We start from the raw sequence: 18,399 nt of genomic DNA, 5'->3' as shown, positions 1-18,399 counted from the left end.
ATAAACTGTGTACTAAATAAATATATATGAATAAAAACAAAATTGTTTCAAAACTAACCGGTCTAGCATCGCTAGGCTTTGGTATTAGTTTTGCTTTAACAAGTTGTACAGTAATTACTAATTCAGGGTTATTTAAAGTTATTACAGCTGCTGATGTTAGCAGTAAAAAAGCATATTCAACAATTACAGATGAATTAACATCTCCGATCCAAACTGCTATTTATGGTACTAATTTAGTTAATAACGGAAATTACGTACTTACTGTATTAACAAACACTGATCCAGAACAAAACTACTTTATTAATGGTGGTGATTTAAGTACTGGAGCAAATTGAAACGGTCCTTATGCTAGAGCCGTTGAAAGATGACAGCAAGACAGAACTAACCCTAATTATGATACAGGTATTCTTTTCTTATTGTATTGAGATCTGTTTGATAACCAAAGAGCACCTTCAAATCAATTAAACCCTTTTTCTAGAGCTACAAGCGGGACTGGATTCGCTAGAAACGATCAATCAGCTGTCCAATACCGTGATATTGTTGACTTTATTATTAAAACATACCCGACTGAAACAAGTGGATGATTAAATCGTACAGACGGTACAACTAAAATAATTAACATTGCGTTCAGCAATGACGGTACTGGTAAAATTACTCCTCATTTTTACATGGGTTCTACAAGCGCCTCACCAACTCCAGCTACCCCTAGCACTGCAAGCAGCGTTAGACAATCTTTAGCATTAAAATCAGCTTCTATTGATAACAGCCAACCTAGTAATCATGATTTAACTATCGATGATAGTTTTTCAACATTCCTAGCTGGTATCTATACAAGAAACTAATTACTATATATTTATATATCTACCTTAAGTCGTAGACTCTAAAACGCAGCTTATAAAAAGCATAAACATGAACAAAAGATTTGGATAAAAGTTCAAATCTCTTGTTCATTTTTTCTAATGTTGTTCAAACAATATTAGAAGTAAATTTCTGCAAAAAGATCATTCACCATTAGAGCAATGAAAGCTAAGCAATTCTTTCTTAGATCATCTTAAGCTTTCTTAAATAAAAAAAAACACAAGACTATTGATTAAACCTTGTGTTATTGTTTAAAAAGATTTTTATTTAATTAAAGCATCTGACATCTATAAGAATTTTTTGTTTCTGTTTCTGTATTAAGTGCGTGATGTTTAACAAAAAACAACGAAGCAAAAGGAATGTACATTAATAAACGCGTTTTCTTAGAAAACATACCAGCTTTTGCATAAATTAAGAATCAACTAAAATATAAAGCTAAAAAGAATAAATTTGTAGTTGAGAACAGATCAGAACTTGAATACAATAAATAAGTGTAATCTGGATTAGTTCTTATTGGATATGGGAATATCGCTGGCAGAATGCGATACCCATCTCTTAGGTCTACAAGTTGTAGTTCAGCGTTTGCAACGAAAAATCCTCAAAATAAGATTAGGAACGATCATTGTGCTATTTCAATACCTATTAAACTTAATGATAATCCGATCTTACTTTTTCTAATTGTTTTAGGAAAGACATAAGGATTATCATCTAGAATGATTCCCATACTGAATACGATGAAAATGATCATCATTATGATGAAAGATGATAATCTAAAATATCTTAGTAAATATTCTTCTGAGCTAGGAATTGCTAAAAAATTAATTGAATAAGCATTAATAAATCTCTCAGATAAGATCAGCGTGTATCCGTTTTCGTTAGTTCTTATAATAAGGGTTATTGCTGTAGCCACAAATGCTAAAACAGCAATTAAAAAGAAGAATGATAAATAAACAACTGTTGAAGTTAATTTAATCTGAAATACTGTTCTATTAGACAATAAGATCTTTTGGTATCATCTTAATCCTGCATCGTTATGCTTTAATAACGTCTCATCACCATTTTCTGAATAAAATAATCTCAAACTAATTAATAGACCACTAAAAGGAACTAATGATAAAATTCTTTCTTCTTTTTTGGCACCGAATTCAATTTTGTGTAAAACAATTAATTAACTCAAAAAAAGAAAGGTTAATATAATTTTATAAACGGTAATAAAAATGAATTCAAAAGACGAACAAATGAAACAGATTCAAAAATTAATTGTTGAATTTGTAAAACAATTTGGTCCTAGTAGTGGAAAACAACTATTAAACATCACTGATTATATTGCTAAGCCTGTTTTACAGGCTCTGGTTGATGGTGAACATGTTGGCAAACTAGAATTATTGAGAGAAAATGCTGATAATGATGAGAATGTGTATCAAAACGGCTCATACACTAGAAATGTTAAGTGAGGGCAAGAAGAAATTCCCATAAAAATGAAAAGAATTCGTGGTGAAAATCAAGACTCTCAAATTATCCCGAAATATCAAAGAATTATCCATGATAAGTTTATCTTAGATGTTCTTTCTTTAGCTTCTACTCGTTTGTCAAACAATGAAATCGCTGATCAAATAACGTCAATATATGGATTCAAAGTAAGTCCTAGCGTAATTTCAAATTGTATCCAAACTGTTCAAGATGAGATGCGCGATTGGCACGAAAGACCGCTAGAAAACAACTACCCAATCATAATGATTGACGGTAAAGTCTTTAAGATCAAAACTGAAGAAAGCGGACGGTCAAAGTACGTAAATAAAACGCTTTATGTCGTGGTAGGAATCAATGCGGATGGTCAAAAAGAGCTTATAGCGCTATACGTAAGCAACACCGAATCTGCTACAGAATGAATTAACATTCTTGATAATTTGAAAGAACGCGGCTTGTCTGAAACATATATTATTGTTTCAGATGGTTTAAAGGGTTTGAAAGAAGCGATTGAAAACGTTTATCCAAAAGCAATGCATATTACTTGCACGGTTCATATGATTAGAAATGCTGCAAAATATGTATCTCATTCTATGAAGTCCGATTTTTTAAGAGACTTAAAAAACATATATGGAGCAGACAATTGAGAAAGTGCAAAACACAACTTTGAATATTTAAAAAATAAGTGAGGCGGTTCTAACAAGCGCGCAGTTGAAGTTGTGGAAAGAGCGATGGACAACATAGAAAAACTCTTTAGCTTTTCTAAAGCTTTACGGACATTAGTTTATACCAGCAACATAGTTGAAAACTATAATTCAGTAATTGGGAGTTTCCTAGCTGCTAAAAAGTCTTTTAATAACATAAACCAGCTGTTATTAGACCTATATGTACATTTTGGTTACAATCCAAGATATAAAAAACTAAATCAGAAAAGTAATAGAGTGAGAAATTGATATAGAATATATGAAGAGTTAATGGATGTATTTCCGAACTTACTTAAGAAAAACTAAAAGTTCGAAAAAATCCAATTACACAAAATTAGCTTCGTTACCTCTTTTTTAAATAAACTCAGTTTTAAATAAGGAATGAATAAAGCAATGTATAAAGCAAAGTAAATAATATTTGCAAAACTAAACATATCCTTATTAAAGAAGAAAGGAACTGTTGCTGCGTAGTTTAAAATTGATAACTTAAGGTCAGCAAAGAAATTATTATTAATATGAATGTATGGTAATAGACCAGTTTTGATGCTGCCATTACCAAAGTTTAGACTAGCTAGTTGGTCTTGGTAAACTTGACTAAGAGATTTATTAATCGGATAAAAGTAACCGATTAGAATTACCAAGAAAAATGCTCACGCAACTACTTGAATAATTTCGATCAAAGTTAATAAGATTCTAAATTTAAATCTTTGTCTAAGTAGTTGATCACTAAATCTATATCCTTCTTTACCAGTTAGTAGAATAACCAAACCACTGATTGCAAATGAAATAAAGAAAATTAGCGGTAAAACTAGCGAGGTCTTAAATAGCTTTTCACTATAAACCGTGAAGTTATTTCCTCCAGGAGATACAAGTGCATAAGACATCACACTAACGATTCCAGCTGTTGCAAAAAGAATCGTTGCTAGATAAACTAGAAAGAGTGCTAACTGTCTTCTAGAAACATTAATGATTTTGAAATATCGTTTTTGATCCATCATTAATTCTCCTCTAAAAAATTAAATAAATTTAACTAAATTCAAAATTTCTAATAATTGAATAATCGATTAACAATTAGTTAAGCACTTCAACTACTTAATTTTCAATCATACTTATTAAGAACCCCTTTATTTATAAAGGTAAAATTTGCTTTTAAATAAAGCATCTTCTTAATGGTTATTTATAACTCAAAACTTTTACATCGTCAATAATTTTTTATTGATATTTTAATAGTTATGGCGCAAAGATCTTAGTCAGATAATCTTCTTTGGTAAAAATGATAAAGTCGTTTAGTAAATTTAAGAACAACGTGAATCAGATCTTAAGTGTTTTTAATAGCTCCACTTAGCGTTTTTCATAAAACAAACAAGAAAAAACCCTTACGAAATCTCGTAAGGGTTACATACTACAAAGAAACTAATGGCGTCGACAACAGGACTTGAACCTGTAACCTTCAGTTCCGCAAACTGATGCTCTATCCAGTTGAGCTATGCCGACATCGCATATAATTGTATCATCATATAAAAATTACGCATTTAGAATCGTTAACTGAACAAAAAAATCAACATGAAATGATGATAAGCTCAAATTTCATGTTGATTATTTATTTAATCGTTCTGATTAAGCAATATTGGATTTGTAAGTGCCATTGATCTTTTCTTGACTTTCAACAACTTTCTTTTTTATGAAAAATAAAGAAGAAAAAGGAATAAGTGCTAAGATTCTTGACTCTTTTGAAAAGATTCCTGCTTTAACATAGATTAAGAATCAACTTAGATACAAGACAAGCATAAACGAAATGCCGATCATAAATAGATCTAGTTTTGAAAGCATTATCCCTCTAGCTTCAACTTGAACAACAGCAGAACTAACACTAGAAACAAATAAGATATTAGGAATAAAAATAAAGAAATAAAGTAATACTATCAAAGATAGTAATTGAGTGATCTCAATAATTATTAAAGTTAATGATAAAATCAATTTATTTCTTCTAACTTTTTGGCTTAGAAGATATGGGCTTTTATCTAATAAAATCCCAATAGTAAATCCAATTAGTGTTACTATTGGTATTAGTAATAAACTAGTTCCAATAATTCTTACTCATGATTCTTCATTCGCAGAAGCTGTAGAACTTAAATCAATTACATAAGCGTTATTATCGTTTGTTGATCTAAGTTGATAACCGTTTGCATCAATAAACGCAGTTGATATTGCAAAAATAGCAAAACCTAAGATAGAAAATAAATAAACTAATGATAAGTAAGTTATGGTTGAAGTTAATTTAATCTGAAATACAGTCTCATTCGATTGTAAGATCTTTTGGTATCATTTTAGGTTGGCTTCTTCTTGATTAAATAATGGTTGTTGAATTAATTTATTGGTTGATCTTAGATTTGATCTTAGATAAGAAAATAACCCTATAAAAGGAATCAATGCTAACACTCTTTGTTTTTGTTTAAACACACTTAGCTTTAGATAAACTAAAAACAAACTTAAGTATGAAACTAAATAAACAACGTTTCAAAAAATTAACGCACTCTTGTTATAAAAATAAGGAACGATAACAGCATAGTTAATAATTGATACTTTAAGATCAGCAAAGAAGTTATTGTTGATCTTTACAAATGATAATAACCCTGAATGAATTTGGTCGTTATTAAAATCAGCTGTCGATATTTTGGTTTGATAAATTTGATCGGTAGATTGATTAATCGGATAAAAATAAGTGATTAAAATTATAAGGAAAAACGCTCACAGAATTAATTGAATAGTTTCAGCAAGTGAGAAAATTGCTTTTACTCTTTTAGGTTTGTTTAATAACTTTTCTTCAAACCAGTAACGTTCCTTACCAGTTAATAAAATAACCAGAGTAATTGCAAAAAATAGGATAAAGAAAACTAACGGCAAAATTAATGAAATATTAAATTTTGTTTGATCATAAATTATGTATCAATATCCATTATTTAAGACCGATTGGTTCATCAAAGTCAAAATTCCAATACTAGCAAATATGGTTGTTAGTAAATAAGCTATGAATAGAGACAATTGCCTTCTAGTTACATTGATAATTTTTAAGTATTTTTTCATATTAAGTTATTGTGATTATTTTTATTCCACCGTTCAAGATAAAGCTAATTGTGTGTCAGAATAATTCGGTAAAATTTGAGTGTATTTAGATACAACAATTTCATAATTACCATCTTCAACAACCCCATATTTTATAAATTCAAAATTATTTTTTGTTTTTGAAAAGTAGATAACTTTTCCATCTTTTTTCAGATACAAATTAAAATCCTGATCGGTAAAGTCTATAGTGGTTGTTAAATCAGCGTTTTCTTTATTGTTATTATTATAAGAAATTGAATTAGATGGTTTAAATAATCAAGATAATCCGATTCGTAATTTATCACCTTTTTTGAGAGGAACACTTTTTACTATTAAAGAACCATCTCCACCGTTTTTATGAGTTCATCGATTATTAAGAATAACCTGGCTCGAGTGATTTCATCTAATATAATTAAGATTGTTAAATGCAGAGTTTATTTTCTTATAGTCTAATAAACCAACACCATAATCACGATGTAATCCTGCTTGATTTGTGTTTGGATAACCTGAAACATCTGAAGAAGATACACCAAGAACTGCTTTAGCAATTATAGAGTTAATTCCTAATTTGTATTTTTCTCTATATTGGTGTAAAGTGTTGGCCAAAACTCCTGAAACGAAAGGAGAAGCAAAGCTAGTTCCGTACCCTGTACCTTTATAGAAAGGATATTCACTACCGTTAGCTAAAATAAATGGTGAATGAGTATCTGAGCCAAGCGTTGTAAAACTGCTTCTGTAACCATAATTTGTATTAGAACCTACAATTATGCTGTTATATGAAAGTTGATATGCATATAAATGTCTGAATTTTTCGTTTTTATTGTTTCCTTCATTACCAGCTGCAAATACATATATCATTTCATTTTCATTTGCGGTTAATAGGTCTAGATATCTTGAATAGTAATTGTATTTAAACAAATTTGGGTTATTATTTCATGAAACTTTTTTAGCTCATGAATTATTTACAACTTTTACATTGTTTAGACCTTTAATATATGCTATTTCATTTTCCAATCCTGAACGAGCAGCTCCTAGACCATTAATTGCATGAAAATCTTCAGTGTTTACCTTTACACCATATAAATCGTGATAAGGATTAACACCATTAGTACCTGAAATTACAGAACCAACTTCAGTGGCGTGTTGTCCGTGTAATGGTCAAATTGGAAATATTGCAAAAACATAAGGATCAAAACGATTTCATACGTTAGTAACTTTTGGATTAAAGTAATAAGAGTCATTAGCATCAATTAATGCTTTTCTCATATCATACGACTCTCCAACTTCTAATACAGCCACACCTATTCTTTTTTCTCTACCATATGTTATTTGATTTCTAGTAAAAGCAATCGCTTTGTTTCTTTCATCGTCGGTATATCCGTTAGAAGAAAAATTTCTATTATATTTATTTTCGTATTTTTCTGATGAGTTGTTGATAGTATGATTTCTGTTAAATATAGCGTTATTTTCTAGATCATTTTTATCATTTTTATTTTCGTCTATAATATAAAAATCACCTATAAGGTCATATTTTTTTAAGAAGCTATCGAATCGCTCCTTGTCGTTAGAACCTTTTCTAAAAAAGAAATTCACTAAATAATAATTATCTAATGCTAAGCTTTTTTTAGCATCTAAAACCTGAGGTTGTTTTTTAATAAGCTCTAGAATACTGTTTTTATCATAGATAGACACATTACCATTAAAAGTAATAAAACCATCGTAATAATCATTATTTTCAAAGTCGTAAAGCGAATTATTAGATTCAACAAAAGACTCTTCTGAAACATCCTTAGCTTGTTTAGCAATTTCTACATTATTATTTACTAAAACAGAATTTTGATTGCTAGGTAGATCCTTAGAATGATCCACTTTACTTTTATTGTTATTTAAAATAGCAGAAAACGGAACAGCAGTAGTTATTATTCCTAATGAAATAAAACTGATTAAATTTTTGATTCTCACTTTTTTACTCCTTGAAAAATTGAATAATTATCATCTCTGATCGCTTCATTCAATGAATTCAACGGCTATCTAAACTCTCAGAATTATTCAGAATTATGAATAAACTAAAAGACTCATAACCCAAACAAATTATTTATCTTCTATACTTTTAATTTTTAAATAAGTTTGTTTAGTTTTAATCTAACATATATTAGGATCAAGTTGATCATTATTGCTATATTTTTTTAAAAAAGTTATTAACAACAATTTTGCATAAATAACAAGTTTTTTCAAATAAGCGTTGTCAATTAGTAGAATACGCATTATAACAAGCTAAATAATCTATTCTTAGAGCTAAACTTTTAGCGATTCAGTTTTTGTTTTAAATTCATAAGAATTAAACAAGATTAAAGATAACCCTTACGGAGTATCGTAAGGGTTATGTACTACAAAAAAACTAATGGCGTCGACAACAGGACTTGAACCTGTAACCTTCAGTTCCGCAAACTGATTCTCTATCCAGTTGAGCTATGCCGACAACGCGAATGATTTATAAGTATAGAAAAATTACGCATTAGTTGCGTAATTTTTAAACTTTATAGAAGTAAGGGTTGTTAAAAATCTATTAACAACCTAATGGGAATTGAAAATAATAATGGTGGTCTCGGGCAGAATCGAACTGCCGACACATGGTTCTTCAGACCATTGCTCTACCGACTGAGCTACAAGACCGTGGCGGTTCCTACGGGAATCAAACCCGCAACCCCTCCGTGACAGGGAGGTATGTTATCACTACACCAAGGAACCATGGTTGCGGGAGCTGGATTTGAACCAACGACCTTCAGATTATGAGCCTGACGAGCTACCGAACTGCTCTATCCCGCGATGTGTTACACATTATTATCATATAATAACAATGTGTAAAATCATTAGTCTTATTAAATTATTAATGGCGGATGCTGAGGGATTCGAACCCCCGCTGACCGTTAAGCCACTCTCGGTTTTCAAGACCGAACCCTTCAGCCACTTGGGTAAGCATCCTCAAATATTAGATAGTACTTATTTAGCAATAATACTTGCTATTTATTAAATTTTAAACATTAAGTACTATACTAAAAAATTCTAAATTATTATTGGTGGATCTAACAGGACTTGAACCTGTAACCAACCGATTATGAGTCGGGGGCTCTAACCATTGAGCTATAGATCCAACATGGTGGCTGGAGTGAGACTCGAACTCACGACAACTCGGGTATGAACCGAGCCCTCTAACCAACTGAGGTATCCAGCCATAACTGGTCGGGAAGACAGGATTTGAACCTGCGACCCCTTGGTCCCAAACCAAGTGCTCTACCAAGCTAAGCTACTTCCCGCGATCGATATAATTTATTAGGTTGGTGTATGTTTTTGGAGTCGAACCAAAAGATTTAATTCCCACCCCGGACACACGTGGAGGTGCCTGTCAGAATCGAACTGACGATGTGGAGGTTGCAGCTCCAAGCCTTACCACTTGACTAAGGCACCAAGTACCTTATAAATTATACCAAAAAAATTCTTATTAATTCACTTAATTAAGCAACACCTGTTAGTTTTGCTCTTAACTCTTCACTAAATTCTTTAGAGAACAATACTTCTAATGTATAGAATGCTAATTCTAAAGTAGTTAGTGAACATCTTCCCGTAATTAATTTATTAGAACGATTTAATTGAACGTTGAAATCCTTGATTCGGTTAGGATGATTCATTGTCCCATCGCTTCAAGAAATGTACTTATCTTCTGGGTTTAAAATCTTGTTTTCACTTAACGCGTTTGGTGAGTCACAGATCGCAATCACTCACTTATTAGCTTTAACAAATTCATGAACAGCCGCAAGACCTTTTTGGTTAGTTCTTAAGTGGATTGCTCCCATCCCACCTGGAACGTAGATCGCATCATAATCATTAACATTAAATGATTTGATCGTTTTAATGTGTGCTACATTAAATTGTCCCACAACACTATCTTTTTCTTCTGGTGAATAATAATCTATTTTACTAAACTTACCACTTGCAGTTAAGATTGAAGCAAAGCTTACTAATTCAATATCTTGGAATTCTTTAATAGTTAATACAAGTAATTTCAACGTTTTAGCCTTTCTTTTTGATATTTAATATTCTCTAATTATTTTATTTTAAAATAAGGTATCGTGTAGCAAAATACACACTTTTTTATTATGAGCAGATTATCCCAAAATAAGATCATTCGCGAAACTAAAAAGAAGCAAGCTCAATTAAATAAGATTTTTAATAAAGAAGATGAATCGATCGTTAAATACAAGCAAGAACTAGATAAAATTAGCTCAAATATTCTGATTGATTATCAAACTAATAAACCAAGACTATTAGATCTAAAAGTAAATTATTCTGATACGAATTTAAAACATATTAATGAACTAAAAGATCTTCTTAGTTCATTTGATTCGAATGACCTAATCAACATTATTGACCAAGCACGGTTTTTAAACAACTACTCAAGCGATCTAACTACTAATAATCAAAAAAAAAGTTGGATCCTTAACGACCCAGGGTTAGCTGATATTAACAAGATTGAAGAAAACTTCGAAAATATTAAAGCTTTATCTAGTAACTTTGTAACTAACTCTCACACTGATCTTGACAAACTTAAAAAGATCATCGAGTTAGCCAAAGAAAAGATTAATGATCCTGATTTTTTCAAACCTGTTGAAAAAATTAAGATCGGCACTAACCGAAAAAAAGCCAAACACTTTAAGATCTTATTGGGTTTTTTAATCGGTTTGATCGGTATCAGTATATTTTTTTTATTTATCATCATAGGGATATTTAAAGTTGCATAATCATGACCAAACAAATTAATAGCCAACAGATCGCAATTGATGGACCAGCTGGGAGTGGTAAATCAACCGTAGCAAAACTAGTAGCTCAACGTCTTGGTTTTGATTATTTATCAACTGGCAAGATCTTTCGAGCTTTTTATTATTTAATTAAAGAAAATAATTGATCAATTGATCAATTGATTAGCAACTTTAACAAGTATGAATGTGCTTTTAATGGTGATCAGGTTGTAATCAACAAAGAAAATATCTCACAATTACTTAATGATCCCACAATCTCAAAAGGTGCTAGTGAGATCGCTCAAGATCCTAAGATTAGAGCGTATGCTCTAAGTTTGCAACAAGATTATGCAAATAAAAAACCAGTAGTAATGGATGGTCGAGATATTACTAGTGTAGTTTTACCTAATGCGATCTTAAAGGTGTTTTTAACAGCTTCTGCTCAACAACGAGCAATCAGAAGAATCAAACAATTAAATCTAGAACTAAACAAAGCTACTTTAGAACAATTTACTAATGAGATCCAACAACGTGATGATAATGATACTAATCGTAAATTAGCACCACTTATGATCGTTAAAGATGCAATCGTAATTGATTCTGATCAATTATCGATCGAACAAGTTGTTGATAAAATCATTAGTTTATACAAACAACGGTTAGGAGTTAATTATGCTTAAGGTTGCTATTGTTGGGAAACCAAACGTGGGCAAATCAACACTTTTTAACCGTTTGATTAAAAATAGAATCGCAATCGTTGATGATACACCCGGGATCACCCGTGACCGAATTTTTGGGGATGTTGAATGATTAACCAAACGATTTCAGATCATTGACACAGGTGGATTAACCACAGAGAGTGATGTTTTTCAACGCGCAATTGAACAACAAGTTCAATTCGCAATTGATGAGGCTGATATCATTTTATTTGTCTGTTCTTATAAAGAAGGAATCAATGCTGATGATCATTATGCGGCTAAACTCTTAAAAAAACATAAGAACAAAAAGATCATTTTTGTTCTTAATAAGATTGAGAATCAAAACAAGGATCAATTAAATTTAAGTAGTTATTTCAGTTTAGGTTTTGGTAAACCAATGATCATCTCAGCTGAACATGCGATCGGAATTGGGGATCTCTTAGACGAGATAATTGGACTTAAAGACCAGTTTGGTAATAAAAAGGAACAAGAGTTAGTAGCCACATTTTGTATCATTGGTAAACCAAACGTTGGTAAATCAAGTTTGTTAAACCAACTACTTAAAAAAGAACGGGTGTTGGTTTCAGATATCCCCGGAACAACCCGTGATGCGATCGATGCCACTTTTAGTTACAACAAAGAACTATATAAAGTGATTGATACTGCTGGGATCAGAAGAAAAGGTAAGATCGCAACTAGAATTGAGAAGTTTTCAGTCCAAAGAACTCAACAAGCAATCTCAAGATCAAAGATGATCTTGCTAATGTTAGATGGTTCGGTGGACCTATCCGAACAAGATGAGGTGATTGGTGGATTGTGTTATGAAGCCAATCTTCCCACGATCATTGTGGTTAATAAATGAGATCTAGTTAAAAAAGATGATAAGACGATGGAACTGTTTAAAAAACAGATTCGATCTAAATTCAAATACTTACCATCATCGCCAATCATCTTTATTAGTGCTAAAGCTAATTTAAGGATTGACACGATCTTTCAAACGATTAAACTAATTCAAGCCCAACTTAAGATTAAGATCTCAACATCATTATTGAATGATGTTGTTCAAAAAGCACATATGATCAACCAACCACCCATCTTTAATGGGAACCGGTTGTCCATCACCTACACCACCCAAGCCCAAGGGCAGATTCCCACCTTTGTCTTATTTTGTAACAACCCTGATTATTTACACTTCTCGTATGCAAGGTATTTGGAAAATAAGATTCGCGAAGCATTTGGGCTTAGTTATGTCCCAATTACCTTATATTTCAAATCTAAGAATGCAAGAAACAGAAAACTATCTAAAGATGTTAAGTTTAAACAAACTGGTTATGATCTTGAATAACTAAAAAATCTAATTTTATTTGAATAAAATTAATAAGGATGAGCAAACGATGTTAAAGAACAAAAAATGTTATATTTCAACTCCAATTTATTATGCTTCAGGTAACCCTCACATTGGGCATGCTTACACGACGATTCTTGGAGATTTCCTAGCCCGTTTTAAGAAGCAAAGGGGTTATGATGTTTTCTTCTTATCAGGGACTGATGAGTTTGGTAAAAAAATTGAAACCAAAGCTAAATCCTTAAATTTAACTCCGCAAAAGATGGTTGATCAATACTCAAGTAAATTTAAGGAACTGTTTGATCTTTTAAATATTGAACTAACCAGATTTGTTAGAACAACTGAACCAAAACACCAAGAGGTAGTAAAAAAGATCTTTGGTTTGTTTTATCTTAAGAAATATATCTATCTAGATGAATGGCAAGGGTTGTATTGTGTTGATTGTGAAGAAAATTACACAACCTCAAGTGTGCTAAAAAAAGCTGATCTAGTAGAAAAAACTAATCTTGATCTATCAATGGATCCTGATGACCAACTATATTGTCATGTTGGTCATAAGATTAGTTCGATCAACGAACCTTCTTATTTTATTAAGTTATCTGAGTTTAGTGATTTTATTAAAGAATCATTAACTGATAATGTCCCAAGTGTGTTTCCGACATCTCGTAATAAAGAGATGTTAAATAACTTTGTTAATGTCGGACTTAAAGATCTATCTATTAGTCGAACTAGTATTAGTTGGGGGATTGAAACCCCTCTTAATAAGAGTCACAGGATCTATGTTTGGTTGGATGCTTTATTTTCTTATTTAACATCAATGGGCTTTGGTTCAGAAGATGATAAGTTATATCAAGAGTTTTGAAACAACGATAGTAGTGAAAGAATCCATCTGATAGCTAAAGAGATTACTAGATTCCACCGCATCTATTGGGTTATCTTCTTAAAAATGCTAGGGATCAAACAACCCACAAGAATGATCTCGCACGGATGAATCTTGGATGAAAATGGCAATAAAATGTCTAAATCACTTAATAATATAATTGACCCAATCGAGTTAGCCGAACTATTTGGTGTTGATCAATTACGTTATTATTTACTTAAAGAGTTAAGTTTAAGTGAAGATGGTAAAGTTGGTAAACGCTTAATCCAAGAAACGATTAACTCTGATCTAATTAATAATCTGGGTAATTTAGTTCACAGATTAATTCCGATGCTTGAATCAAGACAAGAATCTACGATCTTACCTTATCTTGCGGGTAATGAAGTAGAAGATAAGTATTTAGCTGATCTACAAAAATTACCAGCTGAATTTGAGAAACTAGTTGAAGAAAACGACATTCGTTCTGCGATTAAATTAGTGCTTAATATTTCAAAAGAATATTCAAGCGTTATTGAAGTAAGAAAACCTTGAGAACTTTATAAAAATAACAAAACTCAAGAATTGGCTAACATTTTGTTTGCTGGTGCTTGTGCGATTAGAACTGTTTTTGTTCTTCTTGAACCAATCTTAACGACTAAATCAAAAGAAGTTTATGAACAGATGAATTTCACACCAGAACAAACACAATTAAAAAACATTAATAATTTTGAACAACTGTTCAATCATAAGATTAATAAGTCAAAAAAATTGTTCCAAAAACTTGATGTTACCGATCCAAACGTTAATCTAAAACCTCTAGAACAACAAGAAACAAAAACAAAAGAGGTTAAAGATAAAAAAGCTAATAAAGAATTATCTAAACAATCGCCAAAACAACCCACTAAGGAACAAACAAAAGAACCAACTAAATAATTAGTTGGTTAAACAAAAATATAAAAATGTAGCACGATCTAGTGCTACCTTTTTTTCATCCCACAACTTAATTTTGGTTCGTATTTAATTCTTGTTTTTCTTTTTCTAATTTAACCAACTCGTGTTGTTGTTGTGGTGTTAAGAGATTGTATTTCTTTGCTTCATTAACAAAGAAATTGTATTGCATTAAATCTAATCGGTTCATCTTACGTTCGATTGTTTCCTTCTTAACATTTAGATTTCTTCTTAAGAACAAGATTGATAAGATCAATACCACCATAGAAGTAATAAATGGTGGGATAGCATAACCTGAAACATAAACCCAGATATTTAGATTATCAGTTTTTAGTAAAACTGTTGATAGACCATAAACCGTACCAAACACTAGATAAGAGATGAATGATCCTTCAATCGCTGAAGAGATGTATGAGCGAATCACATCATTTGTTCCTTGGAACAACATCATTCCACAGATCGTAATTGAGAACATCACAATTCTTAACATTGTGATTCTGATATAACTTGCGCCATATCAGCATTATCAATTGGTTGCACCATTGGTGTTGTGCTTGGATCTTTAAAGTTAAATAAGTTAACTAAAACAGTTTTGGCAACAAAAAAGACGATGATGTAAGAAATAATAGCATAGCTAAACGTTACAAACAACGACCACCAAAACGCGGAATGAACGCGTTTGTAATGTCGATTGGTATAGTTATAACCAATCAACGGCCTACCGCCGTCTGATATCCCAAATAGCGCAACAAAGAATAAAATAATTAACGGTACAGACCCCGCATGATAATTTTGGAAATCTTGTCCTGAAACCTTGATTAATAATAAGTTATAAACCAAGAACATTACGGTTAAACTAACTATTCGAATAAATGACGATAATCCTAAGATCATGATCTGAATGATAATCTTAATATTAAATTTAACCTTAAATAGATCAGCAAAACTTAATCAAGTTGATTGTTTCTTATTGAAATACATTAGAAAACCAACATATAACAACAAGTTGACAACTCAACTAATAACTGAAGCTGCTGCACCACCAATTAAACGAAGACTGAAATATTTAATAAAAATAAAGTCCAATAAAACGTTTGTTAGATTAGCAACAATTGATGCAACTGTTACAAAGATGTTTCGCGTTTCAGAACGAATCATAAATGATAACAACGAAAACAAACCAATAATGAAGAAACCGCTTGCATAAATTCAGCTATGCTGATCTGCTCAATGCGCTGAAATATCAGCCATTGCATTATCATAAGCTAAAATCACTTTAGGATAAATCGTAAAATTAATACCATTAAGCGATTGATTGTCAACATTGTTGATATTGCTAACAATTTGTTGAGTGTTATTAGTTCGCAATAAACTAATAATATTAGGACTTAGATTGGTTGTACCAATTAGGTGTCGTTGAAATTCAGCACCAACAATAATAAAGCAAACCAAACTGGCTATTAAACACAAAATTAATGTTGATCAAAACGACATTACTCAGATATCTCGACCAGTTTTTTCGTATTTATAACTAATTGCTTTTGTATAATACACACCAGCACCAATTGGTACCAAGTATATAGCAGCATTACCAATTAATAAAACGTTCTGAAGAGAATTAACTGCTTGTCTAGCAATAATCGACACATTAGATAGCTGCGAGGTGTTGTCGCTTAAACCACTCATCTGAGCGTTATAAACGTTTTTGAATAATAAAACGATATTATCAAGAATCTGATAATTATTTATTGAGTTAGATAAAAAATTGCGATCTAAAGTGATTATTGTTTCAGATCAAATTTGTTCACCAAAAATCTTGATAAAGTCCGGATTAAAATAACCAATCGGTACAGGCTGAGAAACAGATGCTTGGTAATAATGGTTATCAAAGAAATAAATATTAGGAATTTTAACAATACTATCATTTATAAAGATTTCATTAAAAACCCTTTGATAAACACTTATATTTGAAAAGTGCTGACCATTATAAACATCGTTTAGTTTTCAAACTTCTGGAACTAATTTTTGAATTAAAATTTGATCAAAAAAACTGTATAGACTCGCAAAAAAGCGGCCAATAAGCCAAGTAAACAAACAATTCAAATTGCTTTTGCAATTGCTGTTTTACCAAATAGCTTATTAGCTTTTTCTTGTTTATCAACGTGGCTATAGCCTGCATTCATATTTGTTAATGATTATTTATTATCGCACTAAAAATTATTATTCATCTGCGTTTTTACCTAATGTTACCCTAAATATCTTTTGTATTGAACGACTATTGTGATAATCATCATTTACTGATCTTACTTGAACAGTAAATGATAATTCTCTTGTATCTGCATTGTATGAAGCTGTGCTATTAACTAATGATATATCAAATTTAGTTCCATAATCATTATTAGTAAATTTAACGAATCCGCCGTTTTTAACTGATCGTTCCAATTCGTCAGTTTTAACGGCGCCGTCTGTTGTATCGTAAAAATTATCTATTGGTTTATTAAACAATTCGCTACTAGTATTTACAACCAAACTGTTTGCAGCTCTAGATAAATCAGAAGGATAAACTAAAAATGATGTATTTTCGTTACTAAATCAAATTTGCCTTTCCGAATTACCATTTTTTATATTGTAGAAATCGGTTTTTTGATGATTAGATAGTTGATACTGAAAAGTAATTTCGTTTTCTTCTAATTTCTTAGAGTGCCTCTGATGGGTTAAATTAACAATAAACCATTTACTCAAATAAGGGAAATAATTGGTGTGATCATTTGAAGAAGTGTATAATGCTGGCATTGCAAATTCAGATAATTGTTCGCTATTAGTAACTGCTTTAATCTGTTCTAACGAAGCATCATTAGTCGTTTGTTTAACATCAGTTCAGTTAAAATTCAAACTTTTTAAATTTTCAAAACTAAAATCTACTGTTTGGTTGAAACTAAATGTTCTATTGTCGTTTGTTGCTAAATTAAAAGATATCGTGCCTTCCCTATCATTAACCGTTAAATTAGATAGTGTTGCGCTTGCTTGTTTTTGTTCGCTAATATTCGTATTAAACTTTGTTCAATTAAGACTGTAAGTTCCGTTTTGTTGATTAATTAAATCTGAAGCAACAACAGCTGTAGATTTTAAAGTTAATTCAATAGCTGCATTATCATTAGATTCATCTGTAGCAGGTGGTTTTTGATCTTCATTTAAATTTGAATCGCCTGAACCTGATTTATCACCAGAGTCACCTGTTTCACCTCCTCCTGAATCCTTCTTATCATCAGATGATGAATCATCTTCTTTTTTATTATTAGACTCACTTCCTTCGTCTTTTGTTCCGCTTTTAGACTCTTTATCCATACAAGAACTCAATGGCACAGCTAAAACTGAACTTAGTGCAAGCAATTTAAATATCTTTTTTCTCATTCGCTTAAATTAATAGAATAAACTATCAGAATAATCTATTTAAATTCTCTAATAGTTATTAATTAAATCTTATTTTATATAAATAAGAATATACCTTAATTATAATAAATAAGTAAAATAATTATATTTATTTTATACATTTAGTAAGTAATATTGATTTTGGACCATTAATTCATGAAGATATGACGGTTCAAACGTCATTAAAAAAAATTTA

At 31.0% G+C, this 18,399-nt stretch carries 10 protein-coding genes, 10 tRNA genes and 3 pseudogenes; 6 read left to right on the top strand and 17 right to left on the bottom strand.

All coding sequences use genetic code 4. The annotated features are described in order from the left end of the window. Positions 1-26: 26 nt before the first annotated feature. Complete coding sequence (locus D2833_RS00975; RefSeq protein WP_011113399.1) at positions 27-842, top strand: DUF6856 family protein; 816 nt, start codon at positions 27-29, stop codon at positions 840-842. 287 nt (positions 843-1,129) lie between these two features. On the opposite strand, the pseudogene D2833_RS00970 reads toward D2833_RS00975, so the two are convergent. Next, positions 1,130-1,993, bottom strand: a pseudogene (locus tag D2833_RS00970) (hypothetical protein); the annotation flags it as partial. A gap of 82 nt (positions 1,994-2,075) precedes the next feature. Between D2833_RS00970 and D2833_RS00965 the strand changes: the two are divergent. Next, a complete protein-coding gene (locus D2833_RS00965) occupies positions 2,076-3,335 on the top strand; it encodes an IS256 family transposase (protein WP_117273920.1) in 1,260 nt (419 codons plus the stop codon). 41 nt (positions 3,336-3,376) lie between these two features. Here D2833_RS00965 and D2833_RS00955 read toward each other — a convergent pair. The 14 genes and pseudogenes from D2833_RS00955 to D2833_RS00890 form a co-directional block, all read right to left on the bottom strand. Next, positions 3,377-4,027: pseudogene (locus D2833_RS00955) on the bottom strand (hypothetical protein); the annotation flags it as partial. A gap of 419 nt (positions 4,028-4,446) precedes the next feature. Further along, positions 4,447-4,523 (bottom strand) — tRNA-Arg (locus D2833_RS00950). Positions 4,524-4,646: 123 nt separating this feature from the next. Continuing rightward, a complete protein-coding gene (locus tag D2833_RS00945; protein WP_011113395.1) occupies positions 4,647-6,113 on the bottom strand; it encodes a hypothetical protein in 1,467 nt (488 codons plus the stop codon). Between the two features lie 21 nt (positions 6,114-6,134). After that, entirely contained in the window at positions 6,135-8,093 is a 1,959-nt protein-coding gene (locus D2833_RS00940; protein ID WP_011883911.1) for a S8 family serine peptidase, read from the bottom strand. A gap of 440 nt (positions 8,094-8,533) precedes the next feature. Then, positions 8,534-8,610, bottom strand: a tRNA-Arg gene (locus D2833_RS00935). Positions 8,611-8,728: 118 nt separating this feature from the next. Further along, positions 8,729-8,804 (bottom strand) — tRNA-Phe (locus D2833_RS00930). 1 nt (position 8,805) lies between these two features. Then, positions 8,806-8,879 (bottom strand) — tRNA-Asp (locus D2833_RS00925). A 1-nt stretch (position 8,880) separates the two neighbouring features. Beyond that, positions 8,881-8,957 (bottom strand) — tRNA-Met (locus D2833_RS00920). A 65-nt stretch (positions 8,958-9,022) separates the two neighbouring features. Further along, a tRNA-Ser gene (locus D2833_RS00915) sits at positions 9,023-9,113 on the bottom strand. Positions 9,114-9,206: 93 nt separating this feature from the next. Next, positions 9,207-9,282 (bottom strand) — tRNA-Ile (locus D2833_RS00910). 4 nt (positions 9,283-9,286) lie between these two features. Continuing rightward, positions 9,287-9,363 (bottom strand) — tRNA-Met (locus D2833_RS00905). Between the two features lie 5 nt (positions 9,364-9,368). Next, positions 9,369-9,445 (bottom strand) — tRNA-Pro (locus D2833_RS00900). A 77-nt stretch (positions 9,446-9,522) separates the two neighbouring features. Next, positions 9,523-9,596 (bottom strand) — tRNA-Cys (locus tag D2833_RS00895). Between the two features lie 47 nt (positions 9,597-9,643). Then, complete coding sequence (locus tag D2833_RS00890) at positions 9,644-10,195, bottom strand: DJ-1/PfpI family protein (RefSeq protein ID WP_011113393.1); 552 nt, start codon at positions 10,193-10,195, stop codon at positions 9,644-9,646. Positions 10,196-10,285: 90 nt separating this feature from the next. Between D2833_RS00890 and D2833_RS00885 the strand changes: the two genes are divergently transcribed. Genes D2833_RS00885 through metG form a run of 4 tightly spaced genes read left to right on the top strand, consistent with a single transcriptional unit; the run spans position 10,286 to position 14,759 of the window. After that, a complete protein-coding gene (locus tag D2833_RS00885) occupies positions 10,286-10,927 on the top strand; it encodes a hypothetical protein (protein ID WP_011113392.1) in 642 nt (213 codons plus the stop codon). A 2-nt stretch (positions 10,928-10,929) separates the two neighbouring features. Then, entirely contained in the window at positions 10,930-11,604 is a 675-nt protein-coding gene (cmk, locus tag D2833_RS00880; RefSeq protein ID WP_011113391.1) for a (d)CMP kinase, read from the top strand. Continuing rightward, a complete protein-coding gene (gene der / locus D2833_RS00875; RefSeq protein WP_027333296.1) occupies positions 11,597-12,967 on the top strand; it encodes a ribosome biogenesis GTPase Der in 1,371 nt (456 codons plus the stop codon). Before cmk ends, der begins: the two co-directional genes overlap by 8 nt. Before the next feature lie 49 nt (positions 12,968-13,016). Beyond that, entirely contained in the window at positions 13,017-14,759 is a 1,743-nt protein-coding gene (gene metG / locus D2833_RS00870) for a methionine--tRNA ligase (RefSeq protein WP_231992480.1), read from the top strand. A gap of 67 nt (positions 14,760-14,826) precedes the next feature. Here metG and D2833_RS00865 read toward each other — a convergent pair. Both D2833_RS00865 and D2833_RS00860 read right to left on the bottom strand, forming a co-directional pair. Continuing rightward, positions 14,827-16,957: pseudogene (locus D2833_RS00865) on the bottom strand (MATE family efflux transporter). A 37-nt stretch (positions 16,958-16,994) separates the two neighbouring features. Continuing rightward, positions 16,995-18,185 carry a hypothetical protein gene (locus D2833_RS00860; protein ID WP_117273937.1) on the bottom strand — a complete coding sequence of 397 codons (1,191 nt, stop codon included), beginning with the start codon at positions 18,183-18,185 and terminating at the stop codon, positions 16,995-16,997. Between the last annotated feature and the right edge of the window lie 214 nt (positions 18,186-18,399).

It is taken from the genome of Mycoplasmoides gallisepticum, from assembly GCF_900476085.1.
GTDB classification, from domain to species: domain Bacteria; phylum Bacillota_I; class Bacilli_A; order Mycoplasmatales; family Mycoplasmoidaceae; genus Mycoplasmoides; species Mycoplasmoides gallisepticum.
This window is presented reverse-complemented; position numbering and strand designations above follow the sequence as displayed.